This window comes from Streptomyces sp. SS7 (assembly GCF_037993025.1).
Taxonomy (GTDB): domain Bacteria; phylum Actinomycetota; class Actinomycetes; order Streptomycetales; family Streptomycetaceae; genus Streptomyces.
This window is the reverse complement of the sequence record NZ_CP141223.1, coordinates 3641715-3660621: the sequence shown is the minus strand read 5'-3', so window position 1 is coordinate 3660621 and position 18907 is coordinate 3641715. Positions and strand designations below refer to the sequence as shown.

Here is an 18907-nt window from a genome sequence, read left to right as displayed (position 1 = left end):
TTGACGCAAAAGTTGAGTCGGTGACGGAGCTGATCTATGTTGAAAGTAAGGGAAGGGGGGCGATGAGTTCGACCGCCAGGGCCAATAAGGACAAGGGCTACCGCTGGGAAAAGCAGGGCCTTGATCATCTCCGGGAGACTTTCCCGGACATCGATCCGGAAGAGATCCAGCGACACGGAACCCTGTATGGGGTGAATGACCGTGGAGACATCACCCTCGCCCCCATGGCGTTCCTCTTCGAGATGAAGAACGTCCAGAAGTTCGACCTCGCGCAATTCATGCGTGAGCTGAAGCGGGAGCTGGATCACAACCCCCACGCGACAAACGGGGCCGTCGTCATCAAGGCGCGGTTCAAGAGCGTCGGGGAAGCGTATTCGGTCATGCCCTTCGATCAGCTCTTGAAGCTGGTACGCGAGAACTACGACCTGAAGCGTCTCCTCCAAGAGGAACGCCGAGTGCGAAAGGCCGGATGACCCGTGGCTGAGAAGTCCGCCAGTTTCGATTACCGCAAGTGGCGTGGTGAGAAGGAACTCATGGTCTCCATGTACCGGAAGTACGACTTCCCGGTCACTACCCGCAAGGTCGGTGAGCCGTCCCCGGCCCCGGCAAGTGATCGCTAAGCCGCCGATCGCCGGAGTGCTGAAGCACTTCTACGGCATCGAGGTGAAGGAGCGGGCAGGGTGGCAAAAGATCCTCTGCCCGCTACATGCCGAAGAGAACCCAAGCGCCTCGGTCAACACAGAGAAACAGCGTTGGTCCTGTTTCGTGTGCGATGTATCCGAGGACTCTTACGACGTAATCCAGCGCGAGGAAGGCATTGGCTTCAGAGAAGCACAAACGTTTGCACATTCCCGGTTCGGTGGAAGCAGCGAAGACGTACTTCCAGCAGTACAAGGGAAGCCCCGCAGAGGCGTACATGGAGGCCCGCGGACTGGGCAGCGTCGCGGAGAAGTTCCGAATCGGCTACGTCGGTTCGGCTCTTACGGGCCATGAGCAGTACACGGGATCGCTGGTCATCCCGTACCTCAGGCCGGCGGGCGGGACTCATGGCGTCGCCACGCTGCGCTTCCGCTGCATCCAGGACAAGTGCGTGAAGGACGAGGCCGGAAATTACCTGGCCCCGCTCCGCAAGGAGACCCATCACAAGCACGGGAAGTACCTGACGATCCCCGGCGACTGTCCACGCCTGTTCAACACCTTCGCACTCATCACGACGAGCCCATTCATCGTGAACACGGAAGGTGAATTCGATGCGATGGCGTGGGCTGTGGCAGCCGTCCCGGCCACCGGATACCAGGGCACTTCGGCCTGGCGCCCTTACTTCACTCCTGCCTACCTCGGCTTCCAGACAGTCTTCCAGGTTGCCGACGACGACGATCCCGGCCGAGAAGCCGCAGAGAAGCGCGCCACCGATCTGGCGCTCAACTCGAAGGTCATCATCCTCGGTGACGGTCACGACTCCAATTCATTCATGCACGTGCACGGCCCCAAGGCCCTGCGAGAAAGGATCGGCCTGTGAAGAGCAAGTGGGAGCCCGGAACACGGGTTCGCGTGAAGTCCTCCGTGTCAGATGGAACGGCCGGCCTGACCGGAATCATCGAGCGCGTGAACTACGCCCAGACCGAGGAAGCCACTTCCGTGCTACTCGATCACCCGGAGGCCGGATTCCAGACGCTGGGGGCGTTCTTCCGGGATGACGAGCTGGAGGCCGCGTGACATACGAGGTCGGCGAGGTAGTCATCGTCTCCAAGCCTGGAACCAAATACGCCGAGCGGTTCCAGGACGCGCGTGCCATCGTCACGAAGGTCGTACCGGAAGAGGCGTTCCCCTACGAGCTGACGTTCGCCAGCGGCGAAACCCTGGGCTTCTCGCCCCAGGAAATCTCTCTGTTCTCCGCCGACAACTCGGACAACGATCCGGTCAACCATCCGAGTCACTACACGTGGCTTCCCAACGGCATCGAAGTCATCGACATCACGCAGCATTTCAACTTCAACCTCGGCAACGCGCTGAAGTACATCATGCGCGCCGGCCGTAAAGGCGACGCCACACAGGACTTGCAGAAGGCCGCTCGGTACATCGAATTCGAGCTGAAGCGCGTGGAGGACGAGTAAGCGAGTGAGGCAGTACGCCTGTGAGGACTGCGGAGCGATAGGCGTCCAGACCTCGGTAAGAGGACGGCCCCGGAAATATTGCCCGAAGTGTGCGCAGGAGAGGATTTCGGCGCGCAACAAGGCGGCGAAAAGCATAAGGGGAGCGACATTCAATTGCGAGGAATGCGGCACCATCGGTGACCAAGCCAGTAGGGGCCGCCCGCGCAAGTACTGTCCCGAGTGCTCAAAGAAGCTCCGCCATTCATCAGACCGCGTGAACCCTTCCAAGGCTATCTATACCGCTCACATCAAAAGGGCGTACGGCATCACCGCCCGAGAATACGAAGCGATGCTAGAGCGGCAGGGAGGGAGATGCGCAATCTGCGCCATTCCGTCTGAGAGCAGTAAGAGAAGGCTTGCCGTTGATCACTGCCACAGGACCGGCCGCGTTCGAGGGCTTCTCTGCGGTCTATGTAATACGGCAATCGGAAAGCTGAAAGACGATCCAGTCTTGCTTCTTAAGGCTGTGAGTTACCTGGAGCGTGGCACCTGAAGCGAATAGTTGTCGTCAGCGACCTGCAAATGCCCTTCGAGGACAAGCGGGCTCTGAAGAACCTCATCCAGTTCATCGGCGAATATCAGCCTGACGAAGTGATCCAGATCGGTGACTGTGTCGACTACCCGGCCCCCTCACGCTGGTCCGCGGGGACCAGGGCCGAGTTCGCAGGCGGAGTGATCCGGGACTCGCAGTACAGCGTGGACAACTTCATCCAGCCCGTCAGCGAGGTGTTCGCCGGCCCGAAGAAGATCCTCAAGGGCAACCACGACGAGCGCCCCGAGAAGTACCTCATCAGCAAGGCGCCGGCCCTCGGGCATGAGGACGTGGCCTACCGGATGGAGACCCTGCTTCAGCTCGATGCACACGGCTGGGACCTGGTAGAGCCCTACTACAACTTCGCGCCCGGATGGGTCGCCATCCACGGGCACGAGAGCCCCGGCATGAACCAGGTACCGGGCGCCACGGCCCGACTGAAGGCCGTGAAGGCAGGCACGAGCTTGGTCATGGGCCACACTCACCGGCTGGCCGTCTCGCCCCACACCACCGGCCACAACGGCAAGTTGAAGACCATCTACGGCTTCGAGGTCGGTCACCTCATGGACGTGAGGAAGGCCGGCTACCTCAAGAACGGCCCGGCCAACTGGCAGAGAGGCTTTGGCCTGTTCTACGTCGGCAAGTACAACGCGGTTCCTCACGCCATCCCGGTCGAGGACGACGGCTCGTTCGTGGTCGAGGGACAGCGGTTCGGAGAGATCAAGCGCGGGGTGCGCGGGACGTTCGCGGCGAAGGGGGCGGCGTGACACAAGAGCTGGACTGGGAACGACTCGGCGAACTGGCGGGCAGGGTCGCACGGGAGATCGCAGGGAAGTGGGCTGTCGTCGAGGCCGACGACGTGAAGCAAGAAATCCTCGTTCACGCCCTGGAAGAGCGACACATCCTCGCTCGGTACCAGCACGACGAAGACCTGATCCGGAAGGTGTTCTGGACCGCCGGCAGACGCTACGCCGCCAAGGAGCGGGCTTACCGCGACCTCATGGACGACCAGTACTACTACACCCCCGAAGAGGTCCGGGGAGTCCTGCGGTCCTTCATCTACACCGACAACGAGGTCAGTGCCCAGATCGGCAGGAAAGACGACCTCACCCGCTGCACCATCGCCGACAACATCATGTCCGCGCGCATGGATGCCTCGAAGGCCCTGAACAGGCTGAGCCCGGACTACCGGGAGCTGCTCATGCGCCAGTTCGTCTACGGACTGCCCCCGGCCGACGACGCCGAGGAGCGACGCGCCTACCGAGCCGTTGACGCACTGGCACTCGCCATGAACCGAACGATCAGAACTGCAAAGGGAGCTGCATGACCGCTTGGAAGACCGAGACCGCGCAGACCGTCTATGAGCGCACCTACCGCCGTGAGAAGCCGAACGGGGAGCTGGAGACCTGGCCTGAGACGGTCCGCCGGGTTGTCGACGGGAACCTCAGCCTCGTCGATCCCCGCTACATCGAGCCGGGCGAGCGTGACCGCCTGGTCGAGCTGATCGAGTCCTGGAAGATTCTTCCGGCCGGCCGCCACCTCAAGGCCAGCGGAGTCACGCCCTTCGCTCTCAACAACTGCTGGGCATCGGGATGGAATCCGCAGGACCCGGCCGAGCACTTCACGTTCACCCTGCTTCGCCTCGCCGAAGGCGGAGGAGTCGGCTCGAACTACTCGGCCCGCTACCTGGACGAATTCCCGGCCGTCGCCATCCCGGTGAAGGTTCACATCGTCTGCGACGTCTGGCACAAGGACTACGAGGAGATGAAGGCCGCGGGCCTGCTCTCCGAGCAGTACGCGGCGGGCTGGGCTGGCTCCTACCCCGTCGAGGACAGTCGGCAGGGCTGGGCTGACGCTCTGGCCGACCTGATCCGGACCGCGCACAACCCGACGACCAGGCATGTGGACAGGGTCTACGACGTCTCCCGAGTCCGGCCGAAGGGCGCTCCCCTCCGGAAGTTCGGGGGGACTGCGAGCGGCCCGGCGCCGTTCGCCGAGATGCTGATCGAGGTCGGGAAGACCCTGGCCAGCCGTGTGGAGATCGACGACGAGGATCCCGCCGGCCTGGTTCGTCTGATCGGGACTCCGCTCACCGGCATGGATGCCATGGAGATCGATCACGAGATTGCCCGATGTATCGTCTCCGGTGGCGTGAGGCGATCGGCCCGCATGTCGATCATGCATTGGGCGGACCCTGCCATCGACGAGTTCATGGCCTGCAAGGCCGACCAGTCGAAGCACTGGACGACGAACATCAGCGTGGAGGTAGACGACGGCTTCCTCAAAGCCCTGTACGACGGTGACGAAGACGCCAGTCACATCCTCAACGCCCTCGCTGACGGGGCAGTGAAGAACGGTGAGCCAGGCTTCTGGAACTCCTCTCTGTCGGCTGAGGGGGAGGTCGATGGCGTCTTCACGACGAATCCCTGTGGCGAAGCGCTCTTGCTTCCCGGCGAGCCATGCTGTCTCGGCTCGGTCAACCTCGGGGAGTTCGTCAACGACAACGGCCAGCCGGACTTCGATGGGCTGGACGAGGCTCACCGGCTCATGACGCGGTACCTGCTGAGGGCGACGTTCGCGCCGGTCCACGATCCGAAGTCGGCTGCTGCCATCGCGAGGTACCGAAGGATCGGCGTGGGGCACCTGGGCCTCGCTGACTACCTGGCCAAGCGAGGCATCCGCTACTCGGAGGCCCCGGACGACTGGGAAGTCGAGACCGACCTGACGCTGTGGGCCCGCGAGGTGGACAAGGCTGCGGCCGAGTACGCCAGGCAACTGCGTGTACCGGTCCCGATCAAGACCAGGGTGGTAGCGCCGACCGGCACAACCTCAAAGGTGGCCGGCGCCTCGGGGGAAGGCATCCATGCTCCTTTCAGCAGTTACTTCCTTCGTCGTATCCGCTTCTCTCTGGTGGAGCCGGAGGAGAAGCGAAAGGTGGAGGACTACCGGAGCAAGGGCTACCAGGTCGAGGACTGCATCTATGCGGCGAACACTGCCGTCGTCTCGATCCCGACGAAGGATGCGCTCGTCGACCAGGTGAAGGACCCGTCCGTCATCGAGCATGCGGGCCAGCTCACGCTTGAGCAGATGCTCAGCATGCAGGCCATGTATCAGCGGTACTGGGCCGACCAGGCGGTGAGTTACACGGCCTCCGTGGACCCGGAGCAGTACACGACCAAGGACGTGGCGAGCATCCTGCGGGAGTTCATGCCCCGGCTGAAGGGAAGCACGATCTTCCCCGAGCTGAGCCGTGCCCAGGCCCCTTACGAGCGCATCACGCGCGCAGAGTACGAGCGCCTGGTGGCCGAGCTGGGCCAGGAGTCGACGGACACCTCGTACGACGAAATCTGTGCGAGCGGAGCGTGCCCAATCTAGTGGCATTCCTCACTAACTAAAAAGTTGAGTCGGTGACGCGACTCAGTCAGTATCAGAAATGAGGAGAGGAAAGCATTTGACCTACCCCGACCCATTCGAGGAGAAGTCCCCTTGGGATGAGCCCTCGGAAAACCCGACCCCGACGAAGGAGAACACGCCTATGACCGATCCCACCGCCGGACCTGCCCCCTTCAAGATCGGCTTCACCCTCAAGGCTGCCAGCGGCTACGACGCGGAATGGCTCACCCCTACCGTCTGGGGCCACAGCGCCGAGGAGACCGCGAAGCGCGGCGCCGAGCTGCTGACCGCGCTGAAGTCCGAGGGCCTGATCGACCTCACCGCCAAGGCCGCGGAGTACGCCCGCAGCCAGTTCAAGGGCAGCGCAGGCAACCCCGGTGGCGGATCGGCGCCGAAGAAGTTCCAGGGCGGCAAGGTCCAGCCCAAGAAGCCGGCCGTCGCGGATGACGACTGCCCGCACGGCCGCAGCCTCGTCGAGAAGGCCAACTGGGCTGCCATGTTCTGCAACTCGCAGGACGACAGCGACAAGTGCGAGCCGCTGTGGCGGCAGAAGGACGGGTCCTTCAAGGCCCGCTAGCCAGACGTCGCGACGGGGGCCGGGAAAGTCCGGCCCCCCTTCCCCTGGAGATCCATGCAGTTCCGCTCTGACATGTACGTCGACCTCATGAAGTCCGATGCAACCGACTTCGATGTGGCCGCAGCAGCCCGAGTCTCCACCATCGGCTCTGACGGCCTGGACCTCAACCTCCCCGTGGAACCTCTGATCAACTACCTCATGCGGGACCGGCACGGCAGCCCGTTCGAGCACACCCGGTTCACGTTCTACGTCGAGGCTCCGATCTTCGTCGCCCGCGAATTCTTTCGTCACAGAGCTGGATTTTCGTACAACGAAGAGTCAGGACGCTACAAGGAACTCGCGCCGACCTTCTACGTCCCGGCCGACGGTCGGCCCCTACGCCAGGTAGGAAAGCCCGGTGCCTATCAGTTCGAACTCGGCACCTACAAGCAGTGGATGACCGTCAGCGGTGACCTGAAGCGGATCAGCGCCGAGGCGTACAGCACATACAAGCGGCTTCTGGAAATGGACGTCGCCCGAGAAGTCGCCCGCATGGTGCTTCCCGTGAACATCTACACGTCCTTCTACGTCACCTGCAATGCGCGGAGCCTCATGCACTTCCTCAGCCTGCGCACCAAGAGGGAGAACGCGAAGGTGCCGAGCTTCCCCCAGCTCGAAATCCAGATGGTTGCCGACCAGATGGAAGCTGCCTTCGAGGAACAGATGCCGTTCACGGCAGCTGCATTCGACACGCACGGAAGGGTTGCCCCCTGATACCTCAGTTCATCATCGAGTCATCGGAATACGGCTGGAACCACGGAGGCCGGTTCCGATTCGCCACGGACGAGCGGAACGTTCGCAACATCCTGAAGGGACTGCTCGGCTGGTACCCGGACGCGGAGATCAAGGTCTATGCCGTCAACGGCTTGAGTGACGTCACGCTCCGATTCCTGCTCGGGGAGGGCGAGTGAAGATCCTCGCAACAGCCGTGATCGTCATCGCCCTGGCCCTCGCACAGTACGCATGGTTCCAGGCCCCCTGTGGCCTCTGGACATACGCCAAGGCCGGGGAAGCGCCGGCGCGGTGCGTGATGCACCGGTGATGAACCTGCGCCTGGTCCAAGTCATCGGGTGGGACAACGGCGGAGTTGAACTCTTCTGCTTCCTCTGTGATGAGTCATTCGGCCAGGGCGGCTGTGACTGCTGCGACGAGAACGAAGTGCTTTTGCTCGACCTCGTAGACGCAGCCCGAGAACACGTGTGCAAGGAGACAACTGAAAGGTCTTAATGCAGGTCATAACCTACAAGATCAAGAACCAGCCGGTACGGATCAACGTAGCTGAGACCACGTGGGACCTCGATAAATTCATTGACTTCGTCGTCGCGAACCCGGTCCTGGGCTACGACACGGAGACAACAGGACTCGACTGGTGGAACGCCGGCCGCGGCTTCCGGATCCGCCTGGCCCAGTTCGGCAACGCCCGTGAGAGTTGGGTTCTGCCGGTCGAGACCCATCCCGAATTCAAGGCCGCCGGCATCTGGGCCCTCCGCAAGGCCCGCTGGCTCATCGCCCACAACGGCACCTTCGACCAGCACGTCAGCGAACACTGCCTCGGTGTCCCGCTCGAAGAGCTGGCCCCGAAGATGTTCGATACCAAGATCCTCGCTCACCTGGTCGACCCCCGGCAGGTCAAGGAGGCGGGGCCCGGTCTCAAGCTCGAAGAGCTGACGAAGTTCTACATCGACGCGGTTTTGGCTGCTGAGGTCAAGGGCTCCATGACCCAGATAGCCAAGAGGTACAAGGTCAAGAAAGAAGCCATCTGGCCTCTCGTCAAGACCTTCGACCCTGACTACCTGCTGTACGCGGGCATGGATCCGATCCTTGCGTTCCGCCTGCTCCACATCCTTCTTCCTCTGGTGCCGGCGCGCTCGAAGAAGAAGGGGCTGATCGGCTGGGAACACCGATTGGCCCATGTCACGGCCAAGATGGAACGGACCGGCTACCTGGTCGACGAAGCGTATGCAGAAATGCGTATCGCAGAGTTGAAGGCCGAGGAAGACAAGTGGGTCGAGGTAGCCCGTAGTTGGGGAATCGAGAACGTCAACTCGGATAAGCAACTCATCGAGGCATTCCAGCGATTCGGCTTCAAGCTCACGAAGCGGACCGCCAAGGGAAACATCTCGATGGACGCCGAAGTCCTGGACTCCATCGACCATCCGTTGGCCGAAGCCGTCAAGAAGGCGACCAAGGCCGCAAAGTGGCGGAAGACCTGGTTCGAAAACGCGCTCAACGGAAGGGACGCCGAGGGGCGGGTACACCCGTCCATTAATTCAATCCAGGCTCGAACGGCCCGCATGAGCATCACGGGCAGCGTGCCAGCCCAGACGTTCCCAGCAGGAACGGGATACGTCCGCAGCATGTTCCTCGCGGAAGAAGGGCACGTAAGTGTGTCCATCGACTTCGGAAACATGGAACTCCGCTTCCTCGCCGCCGAGTCGCGAGACCCCGTCATGATGGACGCATTCCTCAATGACAAGGATCTCCACCAGATCACGGCCGACGCCGCTGAAGTGAGCCGCAAGACCGGAAAGCAAGCGAACTTCCTAACCGTCTTCGGCGGGGGCTGGAAGGCTCTGATGACGAACGCGGCCGTGACCGAAGAAGTTGCCCGCAGGACCATCGACGCCTTCAACTCGACTTACACATGGGTCGGGAAGCTCTCGAAGAAGCTCATGGCCGAGGCCAGACGGTACGGCCACATCTACACCGTCACCGGCCGCCGGCTCCCGGTGGACAGGACTCGGGCATACGCAGCCCTGAACTACTACATCCAGTCAGGCTCTCGGGATATCACAGCCCGCGCTGTGATCAACCTCGACAAGGCCGGATTCACCCCCTGGATTCGGCTCGTGATTCATGACGAGATCGTCTTTTCCTTCCCCAAGGGCCGAGCCGAAGAACTGACCAAGCAGGCCGCCGAGATCATGGAATTCACGGTCAAGGGCGTCCTGGTCCCCGCAGAGGGCGAGATCGGAGAGCGCTCATGGGGCTCAATTCTCGACCTCGAAGACAGCAAGCACTAGGAGACGGTTTGAAGCTGAGTGAACTGATCGAGGACGCCGAAAAGGTACTGAAGGAGCACGGAGATATTCCCGTCGTCGTCCGTGACCCCGGATGCGGCTGCTGTGCCGCCGGCACCTACGAGGAGGCCGCAACGGAGATCGACGCCCAAGAGCCTCGCGTCTGGACCGAAACGGCCGGCACCAACCCCGTCCCTGTCGCCTACGTCGTGATGTGAGCCCTTGTACGAAGCCGAGCTGGAAGACATCGAGCTGTGCGAGTGGTGCCAGCTCCAGGACGCCGTGGGGCTGTTCAGCCTTGACGACGTACAAACCGGCCTGTGTGCCGAATGCGCAGATAACAACGCCGTGGAGAGGTGCGAGTGAACGACAAGCCCGAGGATCTTGAGTCCGTCATGAAGTCCATCGAAAGTGACTTCGCCGTGGCCGAGCTGGAGAAGCGAGCCCTCACAGCAGTCGCCGTAGCCGAAGTGGCCGGCACCGTGCTCCGGGCCGCCCTGAACTCGGGCATCCCTTACGAGATGGCCAAGGAGATGGCACAGGACTACTGGGTGTCCGAGATGGCGCCGGCCGTGGAGGTCGTTCACCACCTGGCGGAGGACGACGAGTGAGTAAGCGCCTCCCCAAGGAGGAGAGGCGCCTACGAGTGGCCGATGCAGTCTCCCTCAGCGGAGACTGCACGCGGTCTCAGGTCGGAGCAGTTCTGTACGACCGCAGAGGGCGCCTGGTGATGAGTGGGCACAACGGCTCAGTGCCCGGCAAGCCCGGCTGCCTCGAAGATGGGGCCTGCCCCCGTGGACGGCTGTCCTACGACGAGTTCCCGGCCGGGGGCGACTACTCCAACTGCATCGCCCTGCATGCCGAAGAGAACCTTCTGATTCATGCGAGGCGCGAAGACCTCGAAGGCGGGACCGTCTACGTCACCCGCGCCCCCTGCTACCGCTGCATGCCTCGCCTTGAGGCAGCTGGTGTTCATCGCGTCGTCTGGCGTTTGAATGACACCGAAGGTCGAATAACCGAAGCTCGGATTCTCAATCCTCGGAACAGCTAGGAATACTGTGTCTGCTGGTGGTTCGAATCAGCTCCTTACCCCTGATGAGGTGGCGGAGCTGCTTGCCGTGAGCAAGCGGACATTGATGGGCTCGTACCGTCGATGGGGTCTGCCTGCGGTAAAGGTCGGGAAGCACGTCCGTTTCCGAACTCGGGCCGTAGAACAATGGGTTGACGCTCAGTCGGACGGCATGTAACTGTTTTGAGAGTCAGCACCAAGGTACTTAATCCCAGTGGGGGGTTTCTCGGCATGGCTAGCATCTGGAAAGAAGACTGTGCTTGCCCTAAGAAGAAGAAGCCGACTTGCAGACACAAGCCCTGGAAGGTTCGCTACCGGGCTCCTGGCGGACGTGGCGGAAAGCAGCTCGAAGCCTCCTTCAAGTTGTACGACCAGGCCGACGAGTTCGCCAAGAAGGTCGAGCGAGACAAGCAGGTCGGTACGTACATCGACCCGAAGCAGACCGGCCGCCTGTTCTCTGACGTGTGGGAGGAGTGGATTGCCGCCGGCACTCGGGAGCCGTCCACCCTGGTGTCCTACCGTTCGACGTATCGCAACCACTTCGAGAAGCCGTTCGGCGGGCGTCCCATCGGTGGCGTCACGTCCAAGGACATAGCGGACTGGAAGCGGAAGCAGGACGAGAACTATGCGGCCTCCACGGCGCATCACCGAATGGTCGTCCTGAAGACTGTTTTTCGGTATGCACACGAGATGGAGATAATCCCTCGTAACCCGGCCCTGGGTCAGAGACAGCGAGGGCGAGCAACTCCGATCGCTCGTCAGGTCAAGCCCACGGAGATCCCCACCACTGGGGAGGTCCAGGCGCTCTTCGAGGCCATGTGGGGCCCTCTGCGGGCCTCGGTCTGGATCCAGGCGGGTTCGGGTGCCCGAGTTGGCGAGAGCCTGGCAGTGAGCCGCACATCGCTTGAGGCGGTGCCTGGGATGCTGAAGCTCTGGCAGCAGCTCACGACCCACGGGAAGAACGAGGGCAAGAGCCGCGGTGCAGCCTTCAAAGACGAGCTGAAGTGGTCCCGTGAGGCTCGTCTGACCCCGCTGAGCTACACCGTCCAACAGGCCGTTGAGCGGCACGCCGAGGAGTTCGGGACCTGGGGGGAGCATGGTTGGCTCTTCGAGAGTCCGAAGTACCGGGATCACCCGATCTCGTTCAAGTCGTACGCCGATCACTGGACGAAGGCTCTGAAGAAGGCCGGCCTGGAGGGCAGCGAGTACACGCCCAAGAGCCTCCGCCACTACTTCGCGTCCGTCTGTATCGCGGGCGGTGTGCCGCTGTACGAGGTGGCTCAGTGGATGGGGCACAAGTCCACTCGGGTCACTGAGACGACGTACGCACACTTGCTGAAGGATGCTCACGTGAGGACGATGGATGCCGTCGAGGTGGCCATCCTGGAGCACGCTCGTACGGTGATGGCGGTCAAGCCGGTCGTGATGGCAGTCGAAGCCGCGTGATGACTCTCGAACCCCGTGCTGATTCTGTGATGAGAGTCAGAGCGGGGTTCGGCGTTTTCGCAGGTGAGAGCGTCTAGGTTCGTTTACAACCACTTCACGATCCACGCCGGTGAGGCCTTCGGTCTGCCCTCCATCTGGCAGGCCCTCCAGTGGTGCGGCGCCGACCGGCTCGGGCACGGCGTCCGCATCATCGACGACATCGAGGTCGCCGCCGACGGAAGCGTGAAGCTCGGCCGGCTGGCCTCCTACGTCCGCGACAAGCGCATCCCGCTGGAGATGTGCCCCAGCTCCAACCTGCAGACCGGCGCGGCCGCCTCCTATGCCGAGCACCCCATCGGTCTGCTGCGGCGGCTGCACTTCCGGGCCACGGTCAACACCGACAACCGGCTGATGTCCGGCACCAGCATGAGCCGGGAATTCGAGCACCTTGTCGACGCATTCGGATACACGCTCGACGATCTGCAATGGTTCTCGGTCAATGCTATGAAGTCAGCATTCATTCCTTTCGATGAACGTCTCGCCATGATCAATGACGTGATCAAGCCTGGCTATGCCGAGCTCAAGTCCGAATGGCTGTTCCAGCAGACGGCTTCCACCAGCGCTTCCTTGCCCAAGGGGGACTGACCGCGCGATTTCCCCGGGTGCGAGATGCGGGCGCGTGTCCGCCATCCGTCCGCATTTCGATGTTTGCGGCCTCCCCCTTTCCGTGTTTACGGTCGTGGACCGATCGGTTCCCCGTATCCCATTCGAGGACGCATTTTCATGAAGCAGTCTGCTGCCAAGACCCTCGGCGTCGCCGCCCTCGGTGCCGCCATCGCCGCCGTCGGCGCGGGTGCCGCCCACGCCGCCCCGGCCGTCCCCGACGCCTCGCAGGCGCTGGAGACGGTCACCGGCTCGCTGCCCTTGGAGAACGTCACGAACGTCACCAAGGCGGTGCCGGGTACCGGCAAGGCCCTGGAGCAGGCCCAGCTCTCGCAGGCCCAGCCGGCCCTCGCCGCAGGCCTCGCCGCCGTACAGCCGGCCGCCGAGCAGGCGCTCTCGCACGGCCCGACCAAGCCGGCCGCCGGGCTGCTCGGCGGGCTTCCGGTCCAGGGTCTGCCCACCCACGGGATGCCGGTGAACGGGCTGCCGATCGGCTGAACCCGGTGACGACATGACACCGTCGGGGCGCACCCGTGAGTGACGGGCGCGCCCCGACGGCGTTCTCCAGCGGACCCGGGTGTGCACACCGTGCACTCGGGTCACCAGGCCGCGCGCGCCTTGTCCTCCGAGGGGAACATGATCCACAGCGCTATGTAGAGCAGGAACTGCGGGCCCGGCAGCAGACAGGAGAGCAGGAAGATCACACGCATGGTGGTCGCGGAGGTACCGAAGCGGCGGGCCAGCGCGGCGCACACTCCGCCGATCATGCGGCCGTGGGTGGGGCGGGCGAGGCTGGACATCTGGGCTCCTTCATGAGCGTCGGTGGAGAGGCGGCCCCTGCGGCCGTCCCATCTGCCCTCAACGCTACGGAGCCGAAGAGCGCGAAGCGTCACTCTCCGGAGCCATCCCGACCCCGAGAATCCTTCTCCTACGGAGCGATGCCGACCCTGGGAATCCTCGGGGTCCGACCCTGAGCCGCGTCCTCGGACAAGGCCGCCGACGGCCTCCGGCGCTCCCCCCTGCGGCGCAGCCACACCCGGGCCGCCGGCACCACCGCGGCATGCGCGAGCGCCACCCCCACGGTGTTCAGCAGCAGCGAGTCCACGTCCACGACCTGCCCGGGAACCCCGGTCTGGAGCAGCTCGATCGCCAGCGACAACAGGGCACCCGCCGCGACCGTACGGATCAGGGAGACGAGCGGAGAGACCCGGAGCCGGCCGTGCACCAGCGGCAACAGGACACCCAGCGGGGCCAGCAGCCCCAGCCCGCCGCCGATCCGCCGGGCCGCCTCGGGCCAGCCCAGTCTCAGGTCGGCGCGGATCCCGGCGAACGGATGCAGATTGGTCGGCAGCACCCAGGGCACGTCCCGGGGGCGCAGCGTGACCCAGGCCACGAACACGAGATGTGCGGCCAGGAGGACAACCCCGGTCGCACGGAGACGGAACGCGGCGCTGCCGCCGATGGAGCCTTGACGCTGCACGACCCCCTAGACGCACCCCCCGGCGCGATCGGTTCCGGCTCCCCGCCCGCACTCCCGCAAGCCCTTGCTGCTCCCCGCCGGCCGCACCCCCACCGCCCGACGGTGACCTGCGGCGACACCGCCGCCGGCGCCACCGTGAGGCGTCCGCCACACCGGCGGCGGACCGCACGAGCCGGCCGCCGCTCAGCCCCCGGTGACCGGCGACGACGGCGGTTCGGTGCTGCCGGGCCGGGAGCGGACCTCGTCCGTGCACGCGTAGCGGCGCAGGAGATCGGAACCGGGGCCGCCCAGGACGACCGAGCCGTCGCCCTCGGCCGCCGCCGAGTCGGAGAAGGTGCACACCAGCTGGGCGAGCGCGTACGAGGTGAGGGTGTCCGGGGCCACGCTCAGCCGGAGCGCGTCCTCGGGGTCCTTCGGGCCCGGACCGCCGACCGTCATCCCCCCGCGCACGTCGGTGGTGTACCCGGCCTCCTTCTCGGCGGCCGACGGAGACTCGGCGAGCTGGTCGAGCAGGCCCTGCGCCACCAGCGCCCGCCGCTGGGCGTCCGCCGCCCCGTCCGTGACCCGTACCGAGCGGTCGACGGTCACCAGCGACGAACCGCACAGCAGGAACACCTGCACCGGCACGCCCGCCCGCGCGGACTGCGTCGTCACGTCCGGCTCGCTGAGCGAGCAGCGCACCCGGGAGGGCGCGGCCCCGAAGTCGGTCGGCACCTCGGTGGCCCGGATCCCGCAGCCGGTGAGCAGACCGGCGAGCAGGGGAAGCGCGAGCAGACGGCGTACGTTCATCAGGCGTCCCCCTTGTTGTCCTTCCCGGACCTCCCGGACCTCCCCGGCCTTCGCGCCCTGTGCGGCGCCCGGACCCCCCGGCCCGGCCGGTCCGCCCCGCGCCGCCTGGTCGCCCAGGTCCACCAGTTCCGACGCGTCCCTCGGCAGCCGCAGCGTGAACACCGCGCCGCCCTCGGGAGAGTTGGCGGCGGTGATCTCGCCGCCGTGGATGTGGGCGTTCTCCAGGGCGATCGACAGACCGAGCCCGCTGCCGTCGGAGCGCGGCCGCGAGGCGCTCGCCTTGTAGAACCGGTCGAAGACGTGCGGCAGCACCTCCTCGGGGATGCCCGGCCCGTGGTCGCGCACCGCGATGACGACGTCCTCGGCCGACTCGCGCACCGACACCCGCACCGGGGAACCGCCGTGCTTGAGCGCGTTGCCGATGAGGTTGGCGAGGATCACGTCCAGCCGGCGCGGGTCCAGCCGCGCGTGGATGCCCCGTTCGGCGTCCAGGTCGACCGCGTCCAGCCATGCGCGCGCGTCGATGCAGAAGGTGATCTGGTCGGCGACGTCGACCGTGTCCACGACCAGCCGCGCCGTACCGGCGTCGAAGCGGGTGACCTCCATCAGGTTCTCGACGAGGTCGTTGAGCCGCCGGGTCTCGCTGACCACCAGCCGTACGGCCGGCTCGATCATCGGGTCGATGCTGCCGGACTCCGCGTCCAGCTCCTCCTCCAGCACCTCCGTGACGGCGGTGATGGCGGTCAGCGGGGTGCGCAGCTCGTGCGACATGTCGGCGACGAACCGCCGGGACGCCTCGTCCCGCGCCGCCATGTCGTCGACCCGCTTCTCCAGCGCCTCCGCCGTCCGGTTGAACGTCCGGGACAGATCGGCGAGTTCGTCCGTCCCCGACACCCGCAGCCGGGTGTCCAGCCGCCCCTCGCCGAGCCGCCGCGCCGCGACCCCCAGCCGGTGCACCGGCTTCAGTACGGTCGTGGCGGCGGCCTGCGCGAGCAGCGCGGCGCCGATCAGCGCGAGGCCGGTGGCGATCCCCAGCGACCAGGCCAGGGAGTTGAGGTCCTTCGCCTCCGGCTCCAGCGACTTGCGCATGTACCCGGTCGGCCCGCCGCCGATCACCTTCGTACCGGCCACCAGATAGGGCGTGCCGTGCTCCACGACCCGCTGCCAGTACAGGTGGTACGGCGACTTGTTGCCGTCGGTGACGTCCTGCTTGCGGTTCACCGCCGTCCGCAGCGACTTCGGCACGTCGTCCAGCGAGAAGCCGCTCAGTCCGCCGGAGTTGCCGTACACCGTCCGGCCGTTCGCGTCCTCGCCGACCAGCAGCACACTGAACCGCTGGCTGCTGTTGGCCATCTGCCCCGCGGTGTGCTGCAACTCGTCCTGCGTCGGATGCCCCGGCAGCGAGCCCGCCCGGTTCTGCATCTCCTGCTCGAAGTCCCGCAGCACCGCGCCCTGGGTACGGGTGAGGACGGCCTCGCGGTTGAGCCAGTAGGCGATGCCGGACGCGGACACGGCGGCGGTCAGCGCGACCGCGCCGAAGACGACGACGAGCCTGAGGCGCAGGCTGGTGAACCTGAGCCGTGACAGATGACCCCTGCGCACCGCGGACCAGCCGCCGTGCGCCTCCTGCGTTTCCGTCACTGAGGGACGTCCAGGCGGTAGCCGACCCCGCGGACGGTACGGATCAGCGTCGGGGACGAGGGCACGTCCTCGACCTTGGCCCGCAGCCGCTGGACACAGGCGTCGACGAGCCGCGAGTCACCGAGGTAGTCGTGCTCCCACACCAGCCGCAGCAGCTGCTGCCGGGACAGCGCCTGCCCCGGCCGCCGGCTCAGTTCCAGGAGCAGCCGCAGCTCGGTCGGGGTGAGCTGGAGGTCCTCGCCGTTCTTCGTCACGGTCATCGCCGCGCGGTCGATGACCAGGCTGCCGAAGGCCGCCGCGTCGTTCGACTCGCGCTCCCCGCGGCGCAGCACGGCCCGGATCCGGGCGTCCAGCACCCGGCCCTGGACGGGTTTGACGACATAGTCGTCGGCACCGGACTCCAGCCCGACCACCACGTCGATGTCGTCGCTGCGCGCGGTGAGCAGGATGATCGGCAGCTGGTCGGTGCGCCGGATGCGCCGGCACACCTCGAACCCGTCGATGCCGGGCAGCATGACATCCAGCACGATCAGATCCGGCCGCTGCTCACGCAAGAGCTTCAGACCGTCCTCACCGCTCGCAGCGGTCGCCACACGGTGCCCCTGGCGCGTCAGTGAGAGCTCCAGGGCCGTACGGATGGCGTCGTCGTCCTCGATCAGCAACAGGGAAGGCACGGGCTCATTCTGGCCCATGAGGGGGCTGTCGTTCGACCTGTGGGTCGGGGCTGGGACGCCACAGGGAGATGCATTCCGCGGCGCGGGCGGTGCGGAGGGGGTCGGAGGTGCCCCGCGCACGCCGGTGCCGGGGGTCCTGTCAGGTCGGCCGCGTACCCGCAGACCTGCGGTTTCGACCTGGGCGAGCAGCTCGCCGCGGGTCCGCGGACCCAGGCGTGCGGCGAGATCGGAGGACACCGGCCGGCCATCGCGGCCGAGCCGCGGACACGGCACCAGACCACTCAGGACGACCAGCCCCGCCGGGCTGCCACCGGTCCGTCCGGGGCCGCCGGGCTGTCACGGGGCCGCCCGGCGCCGTGCCGTGTCGGTGCGTACACCCACTGCAGCGAGCCGACGACCGTACCCCCGACGACTGTGCACACCCTGTGGTGTCGGCATGACGGACCCCTGTGACAGGTCTGTGACAGTCGGCGGACACGGCGATGAAGTGGCCCCGGCAGTCTTTTGGGCACAGGCAAGAACGCAAAGAACGAAACACCGGAAGTCCACGACGGGGGGCGCGAGATGAACACGCTGCACGGTAAGAGCACCACCGCAGTCGCAGTCGTCACGCGTCTCCACGACGTGAACGTCGGCCGGGGTTCCGAGAAGTCCGGTGTCGATGGGGGCCCCTCCCGCGCGAGCGGATTCGAGCGTGGGGGAGGGCGGGGGTGCGCTCGCGGCACCGGGCGTCAGCACACCGGGTTCATGACGGTGGTCGACACGGGGGAACAGGCTCACGGGGGAGCCGCGTACAGGGAGGACACGGGGGAGCGTCGCTCGCTGACGGAGGCGGAGTTCACCGCCTACGTCCAGGAGCGCCGCGCCTCCCTGTACGCCACCGCCTACCACCTCACCGGCGACCGCTTCGAGGCCGAGGACCTGCTGCAGAGCGCACTGTTCTCGACGTACCGCGCCTGGGAGCGGATCAGCGACAAGGCCGCCGTCGGGGGCTATCTGCGGCGGACGATGACCAACCTGCACATCAGCGCGTGGCGCCGCCGCAAGCTGAACGAGTACCCGACCGAGGAGCTGCCGGAGACGCCCGGCGACACGGACGCGATGCGCGGCACCGAACTGCGCGCGGTCCTGTGGCAGGCGCTGGCCCGGCTGCCCGAACTCCAGCGGACGATGCTGGTCCTGCGCTACTACGAGGGCCGCACCGACCCGGAGATCGCGGAGATCCTCGACATCAGTGTCGGCACGGTGAAGTCCAGCATCTGGCGGTCGCTCCGCCGGCTGCGCGAGGACCAGGTCCTCAGCTTCGGCCGTGACGAGGAGGACGCCTTCGGGGAGCTTGTCGCCTGAGGGTCACGGGGGAACGGGGGAAACGGGGGGAGCGGTACCGGGGTCCGACGGGGGAAGCCGGGCAGCGGTGCCGCGCAACACGGGGGAACGCCACTGGGGGGTGGC

At 65.5% G+C, this 18907-nt stretch carries 20 protein-coding genes and 2 pseudogenes; 18 read left to right on the top strand and 4 right to left on the bottom strand.

Annotated elements, in window-relative coordinates; all coding sequences use genetic code 11:
* Positions 1–20: 20 nt before the first annotated feature.
* The 17 genes and pseudogenes from U5640_RS16705 (at position 21) to U5640_RS16625 (ending at position 13369) form a co-directional block, all read left to right on the top strand.
* Positions 21–473 (top strand): hypothetical protein, encoded by a 453-nt coding sequence (locus U5640_RS16705; RefSeq protein WP_340376585.1) that lies wholly within the window; start codon positions 21–23, stop codon positions 471–473.
* Between the two features lie 344 nt (positions 474–817).
* On the top strand, positions 818–1519 hold the full coding sequence (locus tag U5640_RS16700) for a topoisomerase (RefSeq protein WP_340376584.1): 702 nt from the start codon (positions 818–820) through the stop codon (positions 1517–1519).
* Positions 1516–1716 carry a hypothetical protein gene (locus U5640_RS16695; RefSeq protein ID WP_340376583.1) on the top strand — a complete coding sequence of 67 codons (201 nt, stop codon included), beginning with the start codon at positions 1516–1518 and terminating at the stop codon, positions 1714–1716. Before U5640_RS16700 ends, U5640_RS16695 begins: the two co-directional genes overlap by 4 nt.
* The gene (locus tag U5640_RS16690; RefSeq protein ID WP_340376582.1) at positions 1713–2114 is read left to right on the top strand and encodes a DUF3310 domain-containing protein; all 402 of its coding nucleotides are present in this window, start codon (positions 1713–1715) and stop codon (positions 2112–2114) included. Before U5640_RS16695 ends, U5640_RS16690 begins: the two co-directional genes overlap by 4 nt.
* Before the next feature lie 528 nt (positions 2115–2642).
* A complete protein-coding gene (locus tag U5640_RS16685) occupies positions 2643–3452 on the top strand; it encodes a metallophosphoesterase (RefSeq protein WP_340385152.1) in 810 nt (269 codons plus the stop codon).
* Positions 3449–4012 carry a hypothetical protein gene (locus tag U5640_RS16680; protein ID WP_340376581.1) on the top strand — a complete coding sequence of 188 codons (564 nt, stop codon included), beginning with the start codon at positions 3449–3451 and terminating at the stop codon, positions 4010–4012. The genes U5640_RS16685 and U5640_RS16680 overlap by 4 nt, the downstream gene beginning before the upstream one ends.
* Positions 4009–6060, top strand: a complete 2052-nt coding sequence (gene nrdJ, locus U5640_RS16675; protein ID WP_340376580.1) for a ribonucleoside-triphosphate reductase, adenosylcobalamin-dependent — start codon at positions 4009–4011, stop codon at positions 6058–6060. Before U5640_RS16680 ends, nrdJ begins: the two co-directional genes overlap by 4 nt.
* A 160-nt stretch (positions 6061–6220) precedes the next feature.
* Entirely contained in the window at positions 6221–6655 is a 435-nt protein-coding gene (locus U5640_RS16670) for a hypothetical protein (protein ID WP_340376579.1), read from the top strand.
* A 72-nt stretch (positions 6656–6727) separates the two neighbouring features.
* Positions 6728–7408, top strand: a complete 681-nt coding sequence (thyX, locus tag U5640_RS16665) for an FAD-dependent thymidylate synthase (RefSeq protein ID WP_340376578.1) — start codon at positions 6728–6730, stop codon at positions 7406–7408.
* Between the two features lie 512 nt (positions 7409–7920).
* Entirely contained in the window at positions 7921–9717 is a 1797-nt protein-coding gene (locus tag U5640_RS16660) for a DNA polymerase (protein ID WP_340376577.1), read from the top strand.
* 8 nt (positions 9718–9725) lie between these two features.
* Positions 9726–9932, top strand: a complete 207-nt coding sequence (locus tag U5640_RS16655) for a hypothetical protein (RefSeq protein WP_340376576.1) — start codon at positions 9726–9728, stop codon at positions 9930–9932.
* Between the two features lie 144 nt (positions 9933–10076).
* Entirely contained in the window at positions 10077–10325 is a 249-nt protein-coding gene (locus U5640_RS16650; RefSeq protein ID WP_340376575.1) for a hypothetical protein, read from the top strand.
* Positions 10322–10765, top strand: a complete 444-nt coding sequence (locus U5640_RS16645) for a cell division protein DedD (protein WP_340376574.1) — start codon at positions 10322–10324, stop codon at positions 10763–10765. Before U5640_RS16650 ends, U5640_RS16645 begins: the two co-directional genes overlap by 4 nt.
* 7 nt (positions 10766–10772) lie before the next feature.
* On the top strand, positions 10773–10961 hold the full coding sequence (locus tag U5640_RS16640) for a helix-turn-helix domain-containing protein (protein ID WP_340376573.1): 189 nt from the start codon (positions 10773–10775) through the stop codon (positions 10959–10961).
* Positions 10962–11014: 53 nt separating this feature from the next.
* Positions 11015–12229: a tyrosine-type recombinase/integrase gene (locus U5640_RS16635; protein ID WP_340376572.1), complete on the top strand. Its 1215-nt coding sequence runs from the start codon at positions 11015–11017 to the stop codon at positions 12227–12229.
* Positions 12230–12316: 87 nt separating this feature from the next.
* Positions 12317–12853, top strand: a pseudogene (locus U5640_RS16630) (adenosine deaminase); the annotation flags it as partial.
* Between the two features lie 138 nt (positions 12854–12991).
* Positions 12992–13369 carry an ATP-binding protein gene (locus U5640_RS16625; RefSeq protein ID WP_340376571.1) on the top strand — a complete coding sequence of 126 codons (378 nt, stop codon included), beginning with the start codon at positions 12992–12994 and terminating at the stop codon, positions 13367–13369.
* A gap of 101 nt (positions 13370–13470) precedes the next feature.
* Here U5640_RS16625 and U5640_RS16620 read toward each other — a convergent pair whose 3' ends face one another.
* The 4 genes and pseudogenes from U5640_RS16620 to afsQ1 all read right to left on the bottom strand — a co-directional run bounded on the left by U5640_RS16620 (position 13471) and on the right by afsQ1 (position 17455).
* Positions 13471–13671: a PspC domain-containing protein gene (locus tag U5640_RS16620; RefSeq protein WP_067248775.1), complete on the bottom strand. Its 201-nt coding sequence runs from the start codon at positions 13669–13671 to the stop codon at positions 13471–13473.
* Positions 13672–13799: 128 nt separating this feature from the next.
* Positions 13800–14351, bottom strand: a complete 552-nt coding sequence (locus tag U5640_RS16615) for a VanZ family protein (protein ID WP_340376570.1) — start codon at positions 14349–14351, stop codon at positions 13800–13802.
* Positions 14352–15275: 924 nt separating this feature from the next.
* Positions 15276–16781, bottom strand: a pseudogene (locus tag U5640_RS16610) (HAMP domain-containing sensor histidine kinase); the annotation flags it as partial.
* Positions 16778–17455 (bottom strand): two-component system response regulator AfsQ1, encoded by a 678-nt coding sequence (gene afsQ1, locus U5640_RS16605; RefSeq protein WP_199844574.1) that lies wholly within the window; start codon positions 17453–17455, stop codon positions 16778–16780. The gene afsQ1 and the pseudogene U5640_RS16610, both read right to left, overlap by 4 nt.
* A 564-nt stretch (positions 17456–18019) precedes the next feature.
* Between afsQ1 and U5640_RS16600 the strand changes: the two genes are divergently transcribed.
* Entirely contained in the window at positions 18020–18802 is a 783-nt protein-coding gene (locus tag U5640_RS16600; RefSeq protein WP_340376569.1) for a SigE family RNA polymerase sigma factor, read from the top strand.
* Positions 18803–18907: the final 105 nt, after the last annotated feature.